This window comes from Microbulbifer sp. VAAF005, assembly GCF_030012985.1.
Lineage (GTDB): Bacteria > Pseudomonadota > Gammaproteobacteria > Pseudomonadales > Cellvibrionaceae > Microbulbifer.
Genome location: NZ_CP120233.1, coordinates 1805303 through 1822928 on the forward strand (window position 1 = coordinate 1805303; position 17626 = coordinate 1822928).

Here is a 17626-nt window from a genome sequence, read left to right on the forward strand (position 1 = left end):
AGGGCAGTGAGTAAACCCACCACCCATTAGAGACAAACTAGCGACGGCTTTAGTGGTGCACGTCTTTCCAGTATTCGCGGTTCAGCAACCAGGCGAAGATAAAGAACACAAAAATAAACGCCAGCACATAGAAGCCAACACGCTTGCGATCTTCAGCCATCGGCTCAGCAATGTACTCCATAAAGTTGACGAGGTCATACATTGCCCCATCAAACTCTTCAGGTGTCATAGAACCTTTCACCTTACCGACTTCCAGGCTACCACAAGCGGCGTCCATAATCGGGTTGCCCAGCTCATCGCGAACAACTTTACCGTGATCGCGCTTGGGACCAGGGGCACATTCCTGCAAACCTTGCAGCTCCATCAGAACGTGAGGCATGGCCACACTCGGGAAGACTTTGTTATTTACCCCGGTAGCACGACTGTCGTCCTTATAGAAGCTGCGGAGGTAAGTGTAGAGCCATTCCGGTGAGCGAGAACGAGCAACCAACGTCAGGTCCGGCGGCGCGGCGCCGAACCATACTTTGGAATCATCTGGACGCATGGAGATCGTCATCAAGTTACCGATTTTGTCGTCACCCAAAACCAGGTTCTCCATCATCAACTCAACCGGGATATCCAGGTCAGTGGCCACGCGCTCCCAGCGGGAGTAATTGGCACTGTGACAACCCATGCAGTAGTTGACGAAGTACTTGGCACCACGCTGCAGGGACGGCTTGTCCCGCAGATCGATATTGATGTGATCCAGCTCCACTTCAGATTCTGCACCTACCGCTTTAATCGGGATAAAGGTCAGCAGGCCGACAACGATAATACCGATAAACAGAATGCCGAAAGTTTTACCACCAGACGGGCTGGTTACACGCTCGGGCTCTGGGTAGACCTCATCGCGATTGGTAATCCAGGGCAGCAAAGTAAAGAAGGCAGCGAGCAGCAGAGTTACAATCACCATGAAAGTATTCACGGAGTAATTAGCTACCGCCATCCACAGGAACAGCACGCCGAAGATGACACAAACAGCCCAGGAACCAATGCCTTTCTTACTCTTCGGATTCGTCCAAACCGGCATGGTCAGGAAGAAGGCGAAGTAGAACAGGGTCGCTACCTGAGACAGGAAGTTACGATCCGGGGTCGGGGATTTAACACCCAGATAACCAAGGATAATAAATACTGCAGCAAACAGAAGCAGCAGGCCCTTCGGCAACCAACCCTTGTAGCGGATCGAGCGAACCGGGCTCTTGTCCAGCCAAGGCAGCACAAACAGCACAGCGATAGCGGCACCCATGGCTATCAAACCAAGGAATTTCGCAGTCAGCGGACCGATATCCATGGTAACCGCACGCAGGATTGCGTAGAACGGCGTGAAGTACCAAACCGGAGCAATATGCGGTGGCGTCTTCAGCGGGTTCGCCTCTTCGAAGTTAGCGTACTCCAGGAAGAAGCCGCCCATTTCCGGGAAGAAGAACACAACCGTTGCGAAGATAAACAGGAATACCGCGATACCTACCAAGTCGTGAACAGAGTAGTAAGGGTGGAAAGCAATACCGTCTTTGGGGATGCCGTTCTCATCCTTGTTCTTCTTGATCTCGATGCCGTCTGGGTTGTTAGAACCCACTTCGTGCAACGCCAGGATATGCAGAACTACCAGCAATACCAATACCAGCGGCAGTGCAATAACGTGCAGGGAGAAGAAGCGGGTCAGGGTAATACCAGAGATCAGGTAGTCTCCGCGAATCCACTCAACCAGGCTATCGCCAATACCGGGAATTGCTCCAAACAGGGAAACAATCACCTGGGCACCCCAGTAGGACATCTGGCCCCAAGGCAGTACGTAACCCATAAAGGCTTCTGCCATCAGGACCAGGTAGATACACATACCGAAGATCCACACCAGCTCGCGGGGCGGCTTATAAGAGCCGTACATCAAACCGCGGAACATATGCAGGTATACCACCACGAAGAAGGCAGACGCACCTGTGGAATGGAGATATCGTATCAACCAACCCCACTCCACATCACGCATGATGTACTCAACCGAGGCAAATGCCTCCTCGGCAGAGGGGTTGTAGCTCATAACGAGCCAAATACCGGTCAACAGCTGGTTGACCAGGACCAATAGGGAGAAAACGCCGAAGAAATACCACAGGTTAAAGTTTTTGGGCGCGTAGTACTTGCCCATGTGCTTATCCCAGGCCTGGTAAATGGGTAGTCTCTGATCTACCCAATCACCGAAATCTGCGAGCCATTTCATGCGGTGCCCTCCTGGTCTACGCCAATCACGATTACATCGTCGTTTTCATAGGAATAAGGCGGCACCTCCAGGTTGGTAGGCGCGGGAACACCGGTATAAACACGGCCAGCCATATCATATTTGGAACCGTGACAAGGGCAGAAGAAACCACCCATCCACTCATCGCCACCCAGGTCGGCAGCGCCCACTTCCGGGCGGTACATAGGCGCGCAGCCAAGGTGCGTACACAGACCAACCAACACCAAAAGCTTTGGCTTGATAGAGCGGTTTTCCGGATCTACATAAGTTGGCTGGATAGACTCCTCGGAGTTAGGGTCGCGCAGTAAAGGCTCGACTTTCTCCAGGTCTTGCAGTATTTCATCGGTGCGGCGCACAACATAGACCGGCTTACCTCGCCACTCTACAGTGACCATCTGGCCCGGTTCGACTTTGCTAACATTGTATTTAACCGGAGCGCCCGCAGCTTTCGCCTTGGCACTCGGCTTCCAGGAAGCGACGAAGGGAACGGCAACCCCCACCGCACCCGCACCACCAACAACTGAGGTGGCAGCGGTTAGAAAACGGCGCCGTCCTACATTTACACCGTCATCACTCATGACGTAGTTCTCCCATCACAGCGACCCCGATAGCCCGGAGATTCGCTGGCCCAAACCCAAAAAGTCTTGAAAGAAGTCCCGCCCGGCAGATTGCCCGCGCGAATAAACCCCACAAATCAAGCGGATACAAATCGGCGCAATGTTAAAGAAAATGCCAATTTGATACAAGGCAATGCTACGGGGAACGTCGGGAATCACGCGGCGAAACCGCGATATATCCAGCAAAAGTCATAAGAGCACTGGATAACCACAGATACGGGAATATAAAAAAGCCCGGCAAAAGCCGGGCCAAAAAGAAAGCTTATCGCTTGGAGAACTGCGGCTTCTTACGCGCTTTGCGCAGACCCACTTTCTTACGCTCAACCTCACGGGCGTCGCGGGTAACATAACCAGCGGCGCGCAGCGGTTGACGCAGCGCTTCGTCGTACTGCATCAGGGCACGGGTCAGGCCGTGACGGATAGCACCCGCCTGACCAAAGGAACCGCCACCTTTAACAGTAACAGTGATGTCGAATTTCTCGACCATTTCAACCTTTTCCAGCGGCTGACGCACGATCATGCGAGCCACTTCACGGCCAAAGTATTCGTCCAGGGTGCGACCGTTTACGGTGATTTTACCTTCACCCGCCGCGAGAAAGACGCGAGCGGTGGAGGTTTTGCGGCGGCCGGTACCGTAGTATTGAGTAGTTGCCATCAGATATATTCCCGTTTAGAGCGCCAGTTCAATCGGCTGTTGTGCCGCATGAGGATGTTCACTACCGCTGTATACTTTCAGCTTCTTGAACATGGCACGACCCAAAGGACCCTTCGGCAGCATGCCTTTTACGGCGCTTTGAACGGTGCGCTCGGGCGCTTTTTCGATCAACTTTTCGAAGCTGATGGATTTGAGACCACCGGGGTAGCCGGAATGGCTATGGTAGATCTTGTCTTTGGCCTTGTTACCGGTCACGCGAACCTTTTCTGCGTTGATTACAACAATGTAATCACCAGTGTCCACGTGGGGCGTGTATTCAGGCTTGTGCTTGCCGCGCAGGCGGGTTGCGATCTCGGCAGCAATACGGCCGAGGGTCTTGTCCGCAGCGTCAACAATGTACCAGTCGCGTTTTACCGCTTCTGGCTTGGCACTGTAAGTCTTCATGTTATAAACACCTGTAATATGACCCCCAGAATTAGGGGCCGTCCCACAAAAGAGCGCGGATAGTACAAAAGGAGTGTATGCTTTTCAAGCAGAATTTACCCCGACCCGACAGACTTATTCGGGGCGGTGGGGCCGCTCCAGATATTCGCGGGACTGCATCTCCAAAAGCCGACTCACCGTGCGCTCAAACTCAAACTTAAGATTCCGGCCGACGTACAACTCCTCAGCTGGAACCTCCGCAGAAATTACCAACTTCACGCACCGGTCGTAAAATTCATCCACTAGATTAATGAAGCGACGCGCCTGGGCATCCATACGCTCATCAAACTTGACTACCGACCCCAGAAGCACCGTGTGGAACTCCCTGGCCAATTCGATATAGTCATTTTGCGATCGCGGCCCATCGCACAAATCCACAAAATCAAACCAAGCAACATCATCCGCTACTTTCAAGGCTCGAATTGGGCGCCCCTCCACTTGCAGCTGAACCTCGCTACGGGCTTCGCAGCCGCTGACACTCAATTGTGAAAAACTCTGTTCCAGACTGCTATCCGCCTCAGGTCCCAGCGGAGAATGATATAACTCCAATATCTCCAGGGTGCGCAGCCGGTAATCGGTACCGCTATCGACATTAACCACCTTGGTGTACTTCTCCAGCAGATCGATGGCCGGAAGAAACCGTACCCTCTGCAACCCATCTTTATATAAGCCCTTGGGTACAATATTCGAGGTCGCCACCAGAGCCACCCCTCGGCGGAACAATGCATCCAACAGGCCGGCCAATATCATGGCATCGGCAATATCTGAGACGAAAAACTCATCAAAGCAGAGCACCCGAGCGCGGCGGGCAATCTTATCTGCCACCTTCTCCAGCGGATTCTTCTCCCCAGCGTACTCCTTTAGATCCTGGTGAACTCGACGCATAAAGCGATGAAAATGGGTGCGCTGTTTTTCCGCGAACGGCAGGGACTCAAAAAACGCATCCATTAGGTAGGTTTTTCCGCGGCCTACCCCACCCCAAAAGTAGAGACCCTTCTCGGGCTCATTAGCGCCACTGCGAATACGGGACAAAAAACTGACGATCGCACCGCGCTCAGACCGAGCCACCAAGCGCCGATGAAGATCTTGCAGCTCCTCAACTGCCTGACGCTGAGATTGATCCTCAACAAAGTCAGGGCGCTGAAGGTCTCTCTCATAACGCTCAAGAGGAGAAGAAAATAGTGGTTTGGCGGGCAACATAGAGGAAAATTTCTTCGACTACTGAATAACTGGCGCGCACTCTACCAAATTCAACCATTCAGCGCACAGGACAAGACAGTCGACACCTCAATTACCAGTGCAACCATCCGAAATAGCCAGCCCTCCCTGCAAACTGGAACCAGGCGCCAAGCATTCTGTCGCAATTAGCCGACAACATTGAATTGTCAGCGTAATAATCGCGTATACTGCCCACTCTATTATGAGGGGCCACAGCCACGTAACATCGGCTGCCCACAGTGCAGACACCGGCAAAGCCGAACACAGGCAGCCTCACCTCTTCGCGAGGAGATCTGTACAATAAAAAGCAAGTTGAGGAGGTAGTAAGTGCACTCTACATCGGTATTAATTCTAGTCGGCGTCCTCGGTATGACCCTGGGTGCATTCCTGGCATTCCTGGCTGTGCGCGGGCGTACCAGTGTGGAGCGCTCAGAGGAGCTGGAGCAGAGACTCCGTGAGGCCAACAACAAGCTCGAAGATTTCCAGCTACAGGTCAACGATCACTTTGACCAGACTTCACAACTCGTCCACAACCTCACCGAAAGCTACAAAGAGGTTCACGAATACCTCTCTAATAGCGCGCTGCGCCTATCCAGCCAGGATATTGGTCGCCAAATGCTGAAAGCAGGTAGTGGGAAATTAAATGACAACGATGAAAAGCTGCAGGATATAGAGCCACCTCGCGACTGGGCCCCAAAAGAACCTGGTGCCAAAGGTACTCTTGCCGAAGACTATGGACTCGAAAAAGAGGCTCACGAAAGCAGTTAGGACAGACTGAGCCCACCAGACAGGGGGCTAACACAGTTTTTCCAGATATAAAAAAGGCGGGTAGTTACCCGCCTTTTTTATTTGGCACCTACAGACTCTGATAATAGTCCATCAAAATCTGCGCCACTTCAGGACGGGAGAACTCTGGGGGCGGCGCAATACCATCACCCAACATTTCACGTACCTTGGTGCCCGAGAGCAGAATAAAGTCTTCTTTGGTGTGATCCGGAACATCACGCATCATAACCACCTTATTCAATTTCTTGGAATAAGCAGTGTGATCAGCACGGAAGATCTCAATCTCAAGAGCACCCTCGGGTACCTTCTCATCAAAAATAGTCTGCGCATCAAAAGCGCCATAGTAATCGCCAACGCCAGCGTGATCGCGACCTACAATCAGGTGGCTACAGCCACAGTTCTGACGGAATACGGCATGCAGTACTGCTTCGCGAGGGCCGGCATACAGCATATCGAAGCCATAACCGGTAACCATCACAGTATTTGCCGGGAAGTACAGCTCTACCATCTTGCGAATGGAAGCATCGCGCACTGGAGCGGGGATATCGCCAGGTTTCAACTGGCCGAGCAACATATGGATCAGAACACCATCCGCTTCTACGCCATCCAGGGCCATTTTGCACAACTCTTCGTGAGCACGGTGCATCGGATTGCGAGTCTGGAAGGCTACAACCTTATTCCAACCACGCTCCTTGAACTCATTGCGAATTTCAACTGCAGTGCGGAAGGTGTCCGGGAAGTCACTCTGGAAATAGCTGAAGTTCAATACTTCAATCGGCCCAGAAACCAGAGTGCGGCCAGCAGATTTGAAGGTTGCAACACCAGGATGCTTCTCATCCAAAGTGCCAAATACCTGTTCAGCTATGGTGTCCATTTGCTCTTCAGAGATGGTTTCGATCGCCTCAACATCCATCACCGCGAGAACTGGATTACCCTCTACGTTCGGGTCGCGCAGGGCAATACGGGAGGCTCCCTCGATTTCACTGGCATCTTTAACAACGTTGACAACCGGCACCGGCCAGAATAAACCATCTACCGTGCGCAGGGTTTCAGCGACACTCATAGCATCTGCCAGATTCATATAGCCGTGCAACGGATTAAAGTACCCCGCCCCAAGCATTACCGCGTTGGCGGCGGCAGCAGAACTGACCACGATTGACGGCAGGGACTCCGCTTCGTGCATCAATTGGTGATGCCTTTCACTGTCATATACAAAGCGTGGCTGAAGCTCAACGCTGCCATGGGGGCGAACTAGGGACATTTAGGTCTCCAAAAACAGTAGTTACCGGTTAGTCTTAAAATTTCGACTGGCCATTATACGCATCTATCGCAAGCGACCAATGTCAATGGGATACAGGAATCACATTATACCCAGCAAATAAGGACCACCGATCAATTCCTCGGCCTTCCTACCCCCAACTTCACAGATATACCAAAATTGCACAAGGTAGCTGTAAATAAAAAACGCCCAACGCAAGAGACCATAAATACTCATCCAACCAAAACAGAACACAGAGTATTTATGATCCAAGACAGTCCGGTGCTGAAACAAGCATACTCAGGAGAAGCAACAATTTCCTCTAACCAACGCTATGTGCAGCGATTCCACTTGGAGACGTGTGTATAATCAGCGCAAAGAGGAGTCACGAGTGTCCCAGAACCGATTTCTACAAGATTGGGCCCTACCCACCTTGGTAGGCCTAGCCATGGCTGCCCTACTCTTGGTTATATTCCCGCAACTACGTGGTGTCACGCCCAAAGCCGATGGAAACGATATCCAAGGCCCGGTTTCCTATGCCCATGCCGTCAATGTAGCAGGCCCCGCTGTAGTCAACATCTACACGCGAATGGCTATGCCCCAGCGCCAACACCCTTTGTTTAACGATCCCCTATTTAGACGTCTATTTGACAATATGGATGTTCCGCAAAGGCAGAGGATGCAATCCAACCTTGGGTCAGGCGTCATTGCCAGCGATAACGGTTACATTTTGACCAATCATCATGTAGTCGATCAGGCTGACGCCATCGTTATCCTTTTGGCTGACGGGCGGGAAGCACAGGCAAGGCTGGTAGGCAGCGATACGGATTTTGACCTGGCCGTTCTCAAAATTGATCTCGACGGCCTAACCTCCATCTCAGTTGGTGAGCCAGATAGAGCCCAGGTCGGCGATGTAGTCCTGGCAATTGGTAATCCTTTCGGCGTTGGGCAAACTGTGACCCAGGGCATTATCAGCGCAAAAGGTCGCCACCTTGAGAATTCAGGTACCGGAAGCTATTTGCAAAACTTTTTGCAAACAGATGCTGCCGTCAATCCAGGAAACTCAGGGGGTGCCCTCGTTGACTCTCGCGGCCGCCTGCTTGGCATCAATACCTCAATCCTCAATCAGTCCGGCTATTCCGGCGGTATCAGTTTTGCCATTCCCGCCAACATTGCCTTCAAGGTAATGCAGGATATTATTGCTTATGGCCGCGTCGTACCCGGCTGGCTGGGCATTGAAGCTCGCGGCATCAGCCCGCAAATGGCCAAAGAGTTCAATTTAAACTCGACCGGCGGCGTAATGGTGACAGCCATCTACAATGAAGGCCCGGCGCACATTGCAGGGCTTCAGCCCGGAGATGTCATTACACATATTGACGGCTTACCCATCGGCGATGGCAAGCAAGGGGAGGCTACCATGGCCACTCTGCGCCCCGGCGACACCATATCAATAACATTTATTCGTGATGGAGTGTCCCACACGGTTGATGCCACTGTTTCGGAAGAGCCCCAGACAAAGACGACAATAGAATAATTTCTAAAGAAGGAGCCCTCTATGCGCTCACTGGTTTTAGCTCTGTTTTTTACCATAACCACAACCCCAGCGGCCGCTGGGGATCGAGAAGATTTGCATCAACTGCTGATCGACTTTATCGGCAGGGCCGCCACTGACTCCCAGGCCCATCAACGTTTCTGGGCCGAGGACCTGGTGTATACCAGCTCCGGAGGAAAACGCTTTGGAAAAAGCGAGATTATGCAGGGAATGCAAACATCTCCCAGCGAGTCTGTAACTACGAGCTATACCGCCGAGGAGATCGACATTCGATTGCTGGGGGATACCGCTATCATTGCATTCAAGCTATCTGCAAATGACAGCAGCAAAGATGAACAAAGCTACTACTTTAATACCGGCACATTTATTAAGCGGGAAGGTGAGTGGCGCGCTCTAGCCTGGCAAGCTACCCGTATTCCCACTACAGAATAAGGTTTTACACCCCCGCAGAATCAGCTCTGCCGGGGTGCTCCCCTCACAAGCCCTTTACCCTATAAGCCGCAGAGCGGGCATGAGCATCCAACCCCTCCCCGAGAGCAAGGGTGCGCGCCACACGCCCCAAGGCATCAGCACCTTTTTCCGAGCAGTAAATAACCGAGCTTCGCTTCTGGAAATCGTATACCCCCAGAGGCGAAGAAAATCGAGCAGTACCACTGGTAGGAAGGACGTGATTGGGGCCGGCACAGTAATCCCCCAAGGCCTCTGCGGTATAGCGCCCAAGGAAAATAGCTCCAGCATTATGAATTTCTGCAAGGTAAGCTTCCGGACTCTCTACTGACACCTCTAAATGCTCCGGCGCAATCCGATTAGAGATTTCTATCGCCTGCTGTACGGACTCCACCTGGATCAGCGCCCCGCGATCAACAAGGGAACGTGCGGCAATTTCTGCCCGGGGCAGCTCTGACAAAAGCCTCTGAAGCGAGCTCTCAACTCGATCCAAATATTCGGCGTCTGGACACAACAAAATAGATTGCGCCTGCTCATCGTGCTCCGCCTGCGAAAGCAGATCCATTGCAATCCAATCGGGCTCGGTTTGCCCATCGCAGATCACCAGGATTTCAGATGGACCCGCAATCATGTCGATGGCGACATGGCCAAAAACTGCCCGCTTGGCACTGGCAACAAAGATATTACCCGGGCCAACTATTTTATCCACAGCTGGGACAGACTCAGTGCCATAAGCGAGCGCGGCTACTGCCTGGGCACCACCAATCGTAAACACCCGGTCCACTCCAGCAATTGCCGCTGCCGCCAACACCAGGTCGTTTAGCTCTCCCTTCGGAGCAGGCACTACCATATTAACGGCCTGCACACCTGCCACCTTTGCTGGAATTGCATTCATAAGCACGGAAGAAGGGTAGCTCGCCTTACCTCCGGGAACATAAATACCAACACTTTGCATTGGGGTAATCTGCTGCCCCAACACAGTCCCATCAGCCTCTGTATAGCGCCAGGACTCCTGTCGCTGATGCTCGTGATAGCGCCTAACTCTATCAGCAGCGACTTCCAGGGCCTCGCGCTCTTCGACAGCAATACGATCCAGAGCTGCATTAAGCTCAGTGGCTGGAAGGGCGAATTCTTCTGCAGCTGCGAGATCTCGATGATCGAAGCGGTTAGTAAATTCAATAACAGCCTTATCACCCTGAGAGCGAACCCGCTGCAATATTTCTGCAACGATACTTTCGACCTCATGATTTGCCACCGACTCCCAAGCGAGCAACTGCTTCAATTGTTCATCAAAATCTATATCGACCGTATTTAGCCGACGAATTATTTTGTTCGTCATAACGCTTCAGGAATCTACTTGGTTTGTGCGACAGCCGCTGCCAGTTTCTCAATCAGACTATTAATAGATGCATATTTCATCTTCAGAGCGGCCTTATTGACGATAAGCCGGCTACTAATTTGCGCAATGGTCTCGCGAGCTTCAAGGCCATTGGCCTTTAGCGTATTGCCGCTATCCACAATATCCACGATCTCATCGGCCAGGTTCATTAGCGGTGCGAGCTCCATAGCCCCATACAGCTTAATAATGTCGACCTGACGCCCGATCGAGGCGTAATGCCTCTTGGCGCTTTGCACAAACTTGGTAGCGACCTTGATTCGGCCACTGGGCAGCTGTCCACCTTTAACACCGGCTGTCATCAGGCGACAGCGAGCAATACCCAAATCTAGAGGCTCATAAATGCCATCAGAACCGTGCTCAAGCAATGTATCCTTACCAGCCACACCGATATCAGCAGCGCCGTGCTGCACATAAGTAGGCACATCCACGCCTCGCAAGAGAAGAAGATGAACCCCTTCGCAATTCGTTGGGAATATCAACTTCCGACTCTTAGTCAGATCCTCAATAGGCTCCAATCCCGCCGCCTTAAGAAGCGGCAGAGTCTCCTGAAGAATCCGCCCTTTAGTCAGTGCGATTGTAATTTGTGCAGTCATTTCGATTTACGCCAGTCCGTCTTTGGCTCTTGGGGTTAACTTTGCAGCAATCAGCCGGGAATACGCCGAATATTCGCGCCGAGCTGTCGAAGCTTCTCTTCAATACACTCATAGCCGCGGTCAATATGGTAAATACGATCCACCATAGTAGTGCCCTCTGCCACCATGCCGGCAATAACCAGGCTCGCTGATGCGCGTAGATCAGAGGCCATTACCGGAGCGCCTTTAAGTTTCTCTACCCCGGTAACAATTGCCGTATTGCCCTCCAGGGTGATATCCGCTCCCATTCGATTGAGCTCATGGACCTGGATTAAGCGGTTTTCAAAGATGGTCTCAACCACAGTCCCCTTCCCTTCGGCTACAGCATTCATTGCTGTGAACTGGGACTGCATATCTGTAGGGAAAGCTGGGTAAGGCGCTGTGCGGAAGCTCACCGCTTTAGGGCGATTGCCTTTCATATCCAGTTCAATCCAGCTGTCACCGCAACTGATATGGGCGCCAGCTTCTTCAAACTTGAGCATCACCGCATCGAGGATATCAGCACGGGTATTAAGCAGGCGCACCTTACCTCTCGCCGCAGCAGCGGCTGCCAGGAAGGTTCCGGTTTCAATACGGTCCGGCATAACGGTGAACTTACAGGGGGTGAGTTTAGGCACACCGTGAACACGCATGGTGTCGGTCCCAACCCCTTCTATCTGGGCACCCATCGCAATAAGGAATTCAGCCAAATCAACGATTTCAGGCTCACGCGCAGCGTTGTGGAGAGTTGTTGTACCCTCTGCGAGCACTGCTGCCATCAATAAGTTTTCAGTGCCACCAACCGTCACTTTTTCCATGACGATATTGGCACCTTTGAGACGGCCATTAGAGCGAGCCCGGATAAAACCACCATCGATAGTGATCTCGGCACCCATGGCCTCCAGGCCTTTGAGGTGAATATCGACCGGTCGACTGCCAATTGCACAGCCACCAGGGAAGGAGACATTTGCCACACCGTGCCTGGCCAATAGAGGCCCCAGAACCAGGATTGAGGCCCGCATGGTTTTAACCAGCTCGTAGGGAGCCGTCAGGTCATTGACTGAGCGGGGATCGATTTCAACGCCCAACTTTTCATCAATAGTGACATCACACCCCATACACCGGAGCAAGGTGATCATGGTGGTAATATCATTGAGGTGCGGCAAATTATCGATTTGCACGGGCCCATCAGCCAATAACGCAGCAGCCAATATCGGCAAGGCTGAATTTTTAGCACCAGAAATCCTCAGAGTCCCGGAGATCGGGCTACCGCCCTCTATTATCAACTTATCCATTCAATCTCTTAATCTAGATCGCCAACACCTCAGCGGCAATGGCAGGTTAACGACTGGCTTCTTCTGGAGTCAGAGTCTGCATTTGCACGGCATGCAAGGTACCATCGGCGATTTTTTCGCCAAGTGCGGCATAGACAAGCTGTTGTTTTTTTAAACGACTCAAACCTTCAAAGGCACTGCTCACCACAGTCACCATCAGATGACTACCTTCGAAAGCCACTTCAACAGTGCTATCGGGAATTTGCCCTTCAATTAGGGTCTTGATTTCGTCTGGTTGCATAGGAGGGAATTGCGATTAGTTAAAAACAGCACGCAAGTGTACTTGAATCAGGCGGAGTGCGCAGCTGCGCACCCCAAAGTTCGCGGATCAGCTCACTTTATTGGCTGCATCATCTGCCGCCGACCAATTGGAAATCACCTTATCGATATCTCCATAAGTCTGCATTGACTGGGAGAACTGACTGCGGAAAGTCTTGCCCAGGTTGACCCCGTTCAGAATTACGTTGATCAATTTCCACTGGCCCGCCCGATTGCGCACCAAGGTATAAGATACCTTTGTGATTCCTTCTTTACTGCGGACTTCCTGAAGGACATTGACACGATTACCCTGCGGAGTGGTGCCAGGGTTAACCACTTTTACGTCCAAATCCCCAAAATTTGCAACGCCACGAGCAAATGTTGCAACCAGGTCACGACGAAAAGCCTGCGTAAAACGAGAACGCTGCTCGGCGGTCGCTTGCTTCGCATAGCGCCCCATTACACCCCGAGCGATAAAATCAAAATCTACAACCGGTGTCAGCACGCCCTCGACAGCACCGTAATATCTTTGCGGATCTGAATTCGCATACTGGGCATTAGATCGAATCACCCCCAGTAACTCATCAGAAACCCCCTCAATCATTACATATGGATTTTGAGCAGCATTAGCTACAGGCACTACTGCAGACGCAAAAACAACACAAAGCGCAAACCTAATCCATCGCGACAAACCGTACCGGCCAATCCAAAATGATGCGTTCACAAATTATCTCCAGTTAGCAAATCATTCCTTGGACGCACATGGCACAATTTAGTGCCATAGCAATACCACATATCAACTTTCCCGCAGCCCAACTGAGAATGTGTCGATCATCCATTGAGTGACATAGCTGACAGCGGAGACGGCAAACTATACCATGGCCGCACCTGGTAATGTGGCGATGTACAAGCGTGTCATTTGACACAACCGAACAACACACTGGCTTTTTCCTCAGCCAGCAGACCGCTAATATAGATTAGCACGACAGCAAAATGTCGAGCCCTCTTCGAGTGCTGGGCCCTAAAGACAAAAATTATCCACGCTGTCACACAGGTAAATAGCGAAGCTGTCGCATAATAGGCAGTTTTACGGCACTGGTTAAAAAGCACTAGCAAGCGATACGAGGCAGTTGATGACACAGAATTTAATTTTGGAGGCCGGACGCCGCACCGTCCGTATGGAAACCGAAGCGGTGGCAGCACTGGAAAACAGAATTAATGGGGAGTTTCAGCGAGCCTGTGACATGATCATGCAGTGTCGCGGCCGCACAATCGTTACCGGAATGGGGAAGTCAGGGCATATTGGCCGCAAGATCGCCGCAACCCTTGCCAGTACTGGCACTCCTAGCTTCTTTGTTCACCCCGGCGAAGCGAGCCACGGCGACCTCGGCATGATCACCCGAGACGATGTTGTTATTGCCATATCCAATTCTGGCTCCTCCGGTGAAGTCCTCACCCTACTCCCCCTACTAAAACGCCTGGGTATTCCACTAATAAGCATGGCAGGTAAAACTGACTCCCCTCTCGCTCAAGCTGCGGAAGTCAATCTGGATATATCGGTAGCCACAGAGGCCTGCCCCCTCAATCTGGCTCCCACCTCATCCACAACCGTCACTCTCGTGATGGGAGACGCCCTTGCTGTCGCCCTTCTCGAGGCTAGAGGTTTTACCGCAGAAGACTTCGCATTCTCTCACCCAGGCGGCGCCCTAGGGCGAAGGCTTCTATTAAAGGTTGAGGATGTAATGCATGCGGGCGACGAGCTTCCCCAGGTAACTCCAGAGACTCTACTATCAAAAGCCCTACTGGAGATGACCAGCAAAGGGTTCGGCATGACGACTATTGTAAATAACAATGGTGAATTACTGGGTGTATTCACTGACGGTGATTTGCGCAGGGTAATAGACCAAAAAATCGAACTCGACAAAGCAGTTATGGAGGAGGTGATGAGTCGCCGTCCTAAAACGGTTTCTGCTGACACTCTTGCTGCAGAGTCGCTGAGGATTATGGAGGACTATAAAATCACCGCATTAGTTGTGGAAGATGAAGCGCATCACCCAGTTGGCGTACTCCATATGCACGATATTCTGCGCGCCGGTGTTATCTGAGATAATACCGGATATTTAATATGCAGGTTTTGCCCTCACAAACAAAGGCGAAGAGAGATTATTCCGGTGATATCCGAACAAAAAATAAATGATTCCCTTAAAAATATCCGCTGGCTTGTTCTGGATGTGGACGGAGTCCTGACAGACGGAAAGCTTTATTTTGACAACAGCGGCAATGAACTCAAAACCTTTAACACCCTGGATGGGCACGGCATTAAGATGCTGCAAAACTCCGGGGTTCGCGTAGCCATTATTACTGGCCGGCGTAGTAACGTTGTAGAACGCCGCGCCCACGACCTAGGTATCAATAAGTTAATTCAAGGTCGGGAAGACAAGTTTGCCGCCCTACAAGAGTTACTATCTGAGGAGTCTTGCCGCCTGGAGGATATCGCCTATGTCGGTGATGATTATCCCGACCTTCTAGTAATGACCAAGATTGGGTGCCCCATCGCACCACCCAATGCGGCCCCACCTGTACGGGAACGCGCGCTGTGGGTCACCGAAACACGTGGTGGCGAAGGCGCTGTACGCGAAGTCTGTGACCGCATTATGATTGCTCAGGGGACTTTTGACGCGGCGCTCGCCCCCTATATCGGAGAAAAATGATGCGTTCCTGGCTGCCTCTCGTACTGGTCATTCTGCTTATCAGTGCCGGACTCTGGTTTTCCGAGAGTCCGCCAGAACAATTGCTGGGTAAAAGGCCCACACCGCAGCAGCAAAATCGAGCTCCAGAACTTGTTATCATGGGGGCTGAAACTCGAAATTTTGACCAGGCAGGCAATTTAGCTTATCGCGTGGATGCAGAACAAATTACCTACTTTCAGTTTAAGCGCAGGGATCGCGCCAACCTAAAAGAACCGCGTATGCTGTTCTATACGGACGACCAACCCAAGTGGGCAACTCGATCCGAACGAGGTGTGGCCTTCAACCGGGGAAAACGAATCGTACTCACAGGCGATGTTCAAATTGATGAACTCCCCACCCCTAATGGCATCCAACTAGTCACACCACGAATCACAATCTTCCCAGACAGGGAATTCGCCGAGACCGACAAAGTTGTTACTATTAGCTCCGGCCCCAACCGCACTGAAGGAACGGGGATGCGCGCTTACCTGAAAGAAAACCGGATGGAAATCCTGTCCGATGTAAAGAGCAGCTATGACACCCAATAACCGCTATTCCTCTATCTTTAAGGCCCTCACAGCTATTACGCTAGCAGCTATTACTACCGTAACGCAGGCTTTACCCGACGACAGAACCCAGAAAATATCTGTGGGCTCGGAATCTATGTCAGCTGACCGCGCCAACAACCTCGTGGTTTATAGTGACAATGTAGTCATCACACAGGGCTCCCTTCAAATCAGGGCAGATCGAGTGGAGGTCTACTTTACAGCCAGCGATGAAATTAGCCGGGTCATTGCTGTTGGCCGCCCGGCACACTTCCAACAAAAGATATTGGAGAGCGAGGAACCTGTAAAAGCCCACGCTGAACGCATAGAGTATGTCATCAGCTCTGAAGAGCTACAGCTTACCGGGCAGGCTTATATCGATCGCGATGGCAACACCCTGACTGCCGAGAAAATTGACTACGACCTCGCAACCGAACAAATGAGCGCTCGCAGTCAACCGGGCAAGGGGAGAGTTGAGATGATCTGGAAGCCTGAGAGTACCGGAGCCGGCGAACCCACAGAAACCGAAGCCGAAACAGGTACCACCACAGATCAGTAATCCACCCAAATTTCAATGCCTGTAAACCAGCGCTATTTACAATGATGTAATCCGCTGCCTCTCTCGGCTGCGGCTAGATTTCAGGACTCATTATGCCAACGCTACAAGCGTTACACCTCGCCAAACAATATAAGAAAAGAAAAGTTGTTCAAGATGTCTCTGTCAGTGTCTCAAGTGGGCAGGTCGTCGGTTTGCTAGGTCCCAATGGAGCTGGAAAAACCACCTGTTTCTACATGATCGCAGGGCTGGTGCAGGCTGATGCCGGGCAAGTCCTGATCGACGACGAAGATATTACCCGCCTGTCAATGCACGGGCGTGCCCGCAAAGGGATCGGTTATCTTCCCCAAGAGGCCTCTGTTTTCCGCCGACTGTCAGTACGCGACAACATTCTCGCAATCCTAGAAACTCGCAAGGGACTCAGTCGCGCGGAGCGAGAAAAACAGGCGCAGGAGCTGCTTGAAGAGTTTAACATTACCCACATTGAAAACAGTCTCGGAATGGCTCTATCCGGTGGGGAAAGACGTCGAGTAGAGATTGCCCGCGCCCTCGCTACAAACCCGAGCTTTGTCCTACTCGACGAACCCTTTGCCGGTGTCGACCCCATCTCAGTAAATGATATTAAATACATAATTCGCCATTTGCGTGACAGGGATATCGGCGTTCTGATCACAGACCACAATGTAAGGGAAACCCTGGATATCTGCGAAACCGCCTATATCGTCAGCGAGGGCCATATCATTGCCTCAGGCACACCAAATGACGTCCTTGCCAATCAGCAAGTGCGGGAAGTCTATTTGGGACACGAGTTCACCATTTAATGGCGAATGATGACAAACATAATCAAATAAGCGAAATATCGAGAGCCACATCATATTTTATTTTTGGACTGACCATTCAATTGCCGGT

General features: G+C 51.7%; 19 protein-coding genes. 8 read left to right on the forward strand and 11 right to left on the reverse strand.

What is annotated here, in order from left to right; translation table 11 throughout:
- Positions 1-49 precede the first annotated feature (49 nt).
- The 5 genes from P0078_RS08005 to zapE form a co-directional block, all read right to left on the reverse strand.
- Positions 50-2251 carry a ubiquinol-cytochrome c reductase gene (locus P0078_RS08005; protein WP_282933885.1) on the reverse strand — a complete coding sequence of 734 codons (2202 nt, stop codon included), beginning with the start codon at positions 2249-2251 and terminating at the stop codon, positions 50-52.
- The gene (petA, locus tag P0078_RS08010) at positions 2248-2847 is read right to left on the reverse strand and encodes a ubiquinol-cytochrome c reductase iron-sulfur subunit (RefSeq protein ID WP_282933886.1); all 600 of its coding nucleotides are present in this window, start codon (positions 2845-2847) and stop codon (positions 2248-2250) included. Before petA ends, P0078_RS08005 begins: the two co-directional genes overlap by 4 nt.
- Before the next feature lie 301 nt (positions 2848-3148).
- Positions 3149-3541 (reverse strand): 30S ribosomal protein S9, encoded by a 393-nt coding sequence (rpsI, locus tag P0078_RS08015; protein ID WP_282933887.1) that lies wholly within the window; start codon positions 3539-3541, stop codon positions 3149-3151.
- Between the two features lie 15 nt (positions 3542-3556).
- Positions 3557-3985, reverse strand: coding sequence for a 50S ribosomal protein L13 (gene rplM / locus P0078_RS08020; protein WP_282933888.1), 429 nt, complete (start codon positions 3983-3985; stop codon positions 3557-3559).
- A 114-nt stretch (positions 3986-4099) separates the two neighbouring features.
- The gene (gene zapE, locus P0078_RS08025) at positions 4100-5224 is read right to left on the reverse strand and encodes a cell division protein ZapE (protein WP_282933889.1); all 1125 of its coding nucleotides are present in this window, start codon (positions 5222-5224) and stop codon (positions 4100-4102) included.
- A gap of 345 nt (positions 5225-5569) precedes the next feature.
- Here zapE and P0078_RS08030 point away from each other — a divergent pair, with 345 nt between their 5' ends.
- On the forward strand, positions 5570-6010 hold the full coding sequence (locus P0078_RS08030) for a Z-ring associated ZapG family protein (protein WP_282933890.1): 441 nt from the start codon (positions 5570-5572) through the stop codon (positions 6008-6010).
- Positions 6011-6098: 88 nt separating this feature from the next.
- Here the strand turns inward: P0078_RS08030 and sat are convergent, their stop codons facing one another.
- On the reverse strand, positions 6099-7289 hold the full coding sequence (gene sat / locus P0078_RS08035) for a sulfate adenylyltransferase (protein WP_282933891.1): 1191 nt from the start codon (positions 7287-7289) through the stop codon (positions 6099-6101).
- 388 nt (positions 7290-7677) lie between these two features.
- Here sat and P0078_RS08040 point away from each other — a divergent pair, with 388 nt between their 5' ends.
- Entirely contained in the window at positions 7678-8820 is a 1143-nt protein-coding gene (locus tag P0078_RS08040; protein WP_282933892.1) for a S1C family serine protease, read from the forward strand.
- A gap of 21 nt (positions 8821-8841) precedes the next feature.
- Complete coding sequence (locus P0078_RS08045) at positions 8842-9270, forward strand: nuclear transport factor 2 family protein (protein WP_282933893.1); 429 nt, start codon at positions 8842-8844, stop codon at positions 9268-9270.
- Between the two features lie 43 nt (positions 9271-9313).
- Here P0078_RS08045 and hisD read toward each other — a convergent pair whose 3' ends face one another.
- The 5 genes from hisD to P0078_RS08070 all read right to left on the reverse strand — a co-directional run bounded on the left by hisD (position 9314) and on the right by P0078_RS08070 (position 13611).
- Complete coding sequence (hisD, locus tag P0078_RS08050; RefSeq protein WP_282933894.1) at positions 9314-10624, reverse strand: histidinol dehydrogenase; 1311 nt, start codon at positions 10622-10624, stop codon at positions 9314-9316.
- A gap of 14 nt (positions 10625-10638) precedes the next feature.
- Positions 10639-11277 carry an ATP phosphoribosyltransferase gene (gene hisG, locus P0078_RS08055; RefSeq protein ID WP_282933895.1) on the reverse strand — a complete coding sequence of 213 codons (639 nt, stop codon included), beginning with the start codon at positions 11275-11277 and terminating at the stop codon, positions 10639-10641.
- Positions 11278-11327: 50 nt separating this feature from the next.
- Positions 11328-12590 (reverse strand): UDP-N-acetylglucosamine 1-carboxyvinyltransferase, encoded by a 1263-nt coding sequence (gene murA / locus P0078_RS08060; protein ID WP_282933896.1) that lies wholly within the window; start codon positions 12588-12590, stop codon positions 11328-11330.
- A gap of 46 nt (positions 12591-12636) precedes the next feature.
- Complete coding sequence (locus P0078_RS08065) at positions 12637-12870, reverse strand: BolA family protein (RefSeq protein ID WP_282933897.1); 234 nt, start codon at positions 12868-12870, stop codon at positions 12637-12639.
- An 87-nt stretch (positions 12871-12957) separates the two neighbouring features.
- Complete coding sequence (locus tag P0078_RS08070; protein ID WP_282933898.1) at positions 12958-13611, reverse strand: MlaC/ttg2D family ABC transporter substrate-binding protein; 654 nt, start codon at positions 13609-13611, stop codon at positions 12958-12960.
- 409 nt (positions 13612-14020) lie between these two features.
- Here P0078_RS08070 and P0078_RS08075 point away from each other — a divergent pair, with 409 nt between their 5' ends.
- The 5 genes from P0078_RS08075 to lptB all read left to right on the forward strand — a co-directional run bounded on the left by P0078_RS08075 (position 14021) and on the right by lptB (position 17538).
- Entirely contained in the window at positions 14021-14992 is a 972-nt protein-coding gene (locus tag P0078_RS08075; RefSeq protein WP_282933899.1) for a KpsF/GutQ family sugar-phosphate isomerase, read from the forward strand.
- Between the two features lie 60 nt (positions 14993-15052).
- Positions 15053-15598, forward strand: coding sequence for a KdsC family phosphatase (locus P0078_RS08080; RefSeq protein WP_444894794.1), 546 nt, complete (start codon positions 15053-15055; stop codon positions 15596-15598).
- Positions 15595-16164: an LPS export ABC transporter periplasmic protein LptC gene (gene lptC, locus P0078_RS08085; protein ID WP_282933901.1), complete on the forward strand. Its 570-nt coding sequence runs from the start codon at positions 15595-15597 to the stop codon at positions 16162-16164. The genes P0078_RS08080 and lptC overlap by 4 nt, the downstream gene beginning before the upstream one ends.
- A complete protein-coding gene (gene lptA / locus P0078_RS08090) occupies positions 16151-16720 on the forward strand; it encodes a lipopolysaccharide transport periplasmic protein LptA (RefSeq protein WP_282933902.1) in 570 nt (189 codons plus the stop codon). Before lptC ends, lptA begins: the two co-directional genes overlap by 14 nt.
- A gap of 92 nt (positions 16721-16812) precedes the next feature.
- Positions 16813-17538 carry an LPS export ABC transporter ATP-binding protein gene (lptB, locus tag P0078_RS08095; protein ID WP_282933903.1) on the forward strand — a complete coding sequence of 242 codons (726 nt, stop codon included), beginning with the start codon at positions 16813-16815 and terminating at the stop codon, positions 17536-17538.
- Positions 17539-17626 lie beyond the last annotated feature (88 nt).

What these genes read in the sequence shown, in the direction of transcription:
- P0078_RS08005 (WP_282933885.1), bottom strand. Translation starts at nt 2,251, where the DNA reads ATGAAATGGCTCGCAGATTTCGGTGATTGGGTAGATCAGAGACTACCC.
- petA (WP_282933886.1), bottom strand. Translation starts at nt 2,847, where the DNA reads ATGAGTGATGACGGTGTAAATGTAGGACGGCGCCGTTTTCTAACCGCT.
- rpsI (WP_282933887.1), bottom strand. Translation starts at nt 3,541, where the DNA reads ATGGCAACTACTCAATACTACGGTACCGGCCGCCGCAAAACCTCCACC.
- rplM (WP_282933888.1), bottom strand. Translation starts at nt 3,985, where the DNA reads ATGAAGACTTACAGTGCCAAGCCAGAAGCGGTAAAACGCGACTGGTAC.
- zapE (WP_282933889.1), bottom strand. Translation starts at nt 5,224, where the DNA reads ATGTTGCCCGCCAAACCACTATTTTCTTCTCCTCTTGAGCGTTATGAG.
- sat (WP_282933891.1), bottom strand. Translation starts at nt 7,289, where the DNA reads ATGTCCCTAGTTCGCCCCCATGGCAGCGTTGAGCTTCAGCCACGCTTT.
- P0078_RS08045 (WP_282933893.1), top strand. Translation starts at nt 8,842, where the DNA reads ATGCGCTCACTGGTTTTAGCTCTGTTTTTTACCATAACCACAACCCCA.
- hisD (WP_282933894.1), bottom strand. Translation starts at nt 10,624, where the DNA reads ATGACGAACAAAATAATTCGTCGGCTAAATACGGTCGATATAGATTTT.
- hisG (WP_282933895.1), bottom strand. Translation starts at nt 11,277, where the DNA reads ATGACTGCACAAATTACAATCGCACTGACTAAAGGGCGGATTCTTCAG.
- murA (WP_282933896.1), bottom strand. Translation starts at nt 12,590, where the DNA reads ATGGATAAGTTGATAATAGAGGGCGGTAGCCCGATCTCCGGGACTCTG.
- P0078_RS08065 (WP_282933897.1), bottom strand. Translation starts at nt 12,870, where the DNA reads ATGCAACCAGACGAAATCAAGACCCTAATTGAAGGGCAAATTCCCGAT.
- P0078_RS08075 (WP_282933899.1), top strand. Translation starts at nt 14,021, where the DNA reads ATGACACAGAATTTAATTTTGGAGGCCGGACGCCGCACCGTCCGTATG.
- lptC (WP_282933901.1), top strand. Translation starts at nt 15,595, where the DNA reads ATGATGCGTTCCTGGCTGCCTCTCGTACTGGTCATTCTGCTTATCAGT.
- lptA (WP_282933902.1), top strand. Translation starts at nt 16,151, where the DNA reads ATGACACCCAATAACCGCTATTCCTCTATCTTTAAGGCCCTCACAGCT.
- lptB (WP_282933903.1), top strand. Translation starts at nt 16,813, where the DNA reads ATGCCAACGCTACAAGCGTTACACCTCGCCAAACAATATAAGAAAAGA.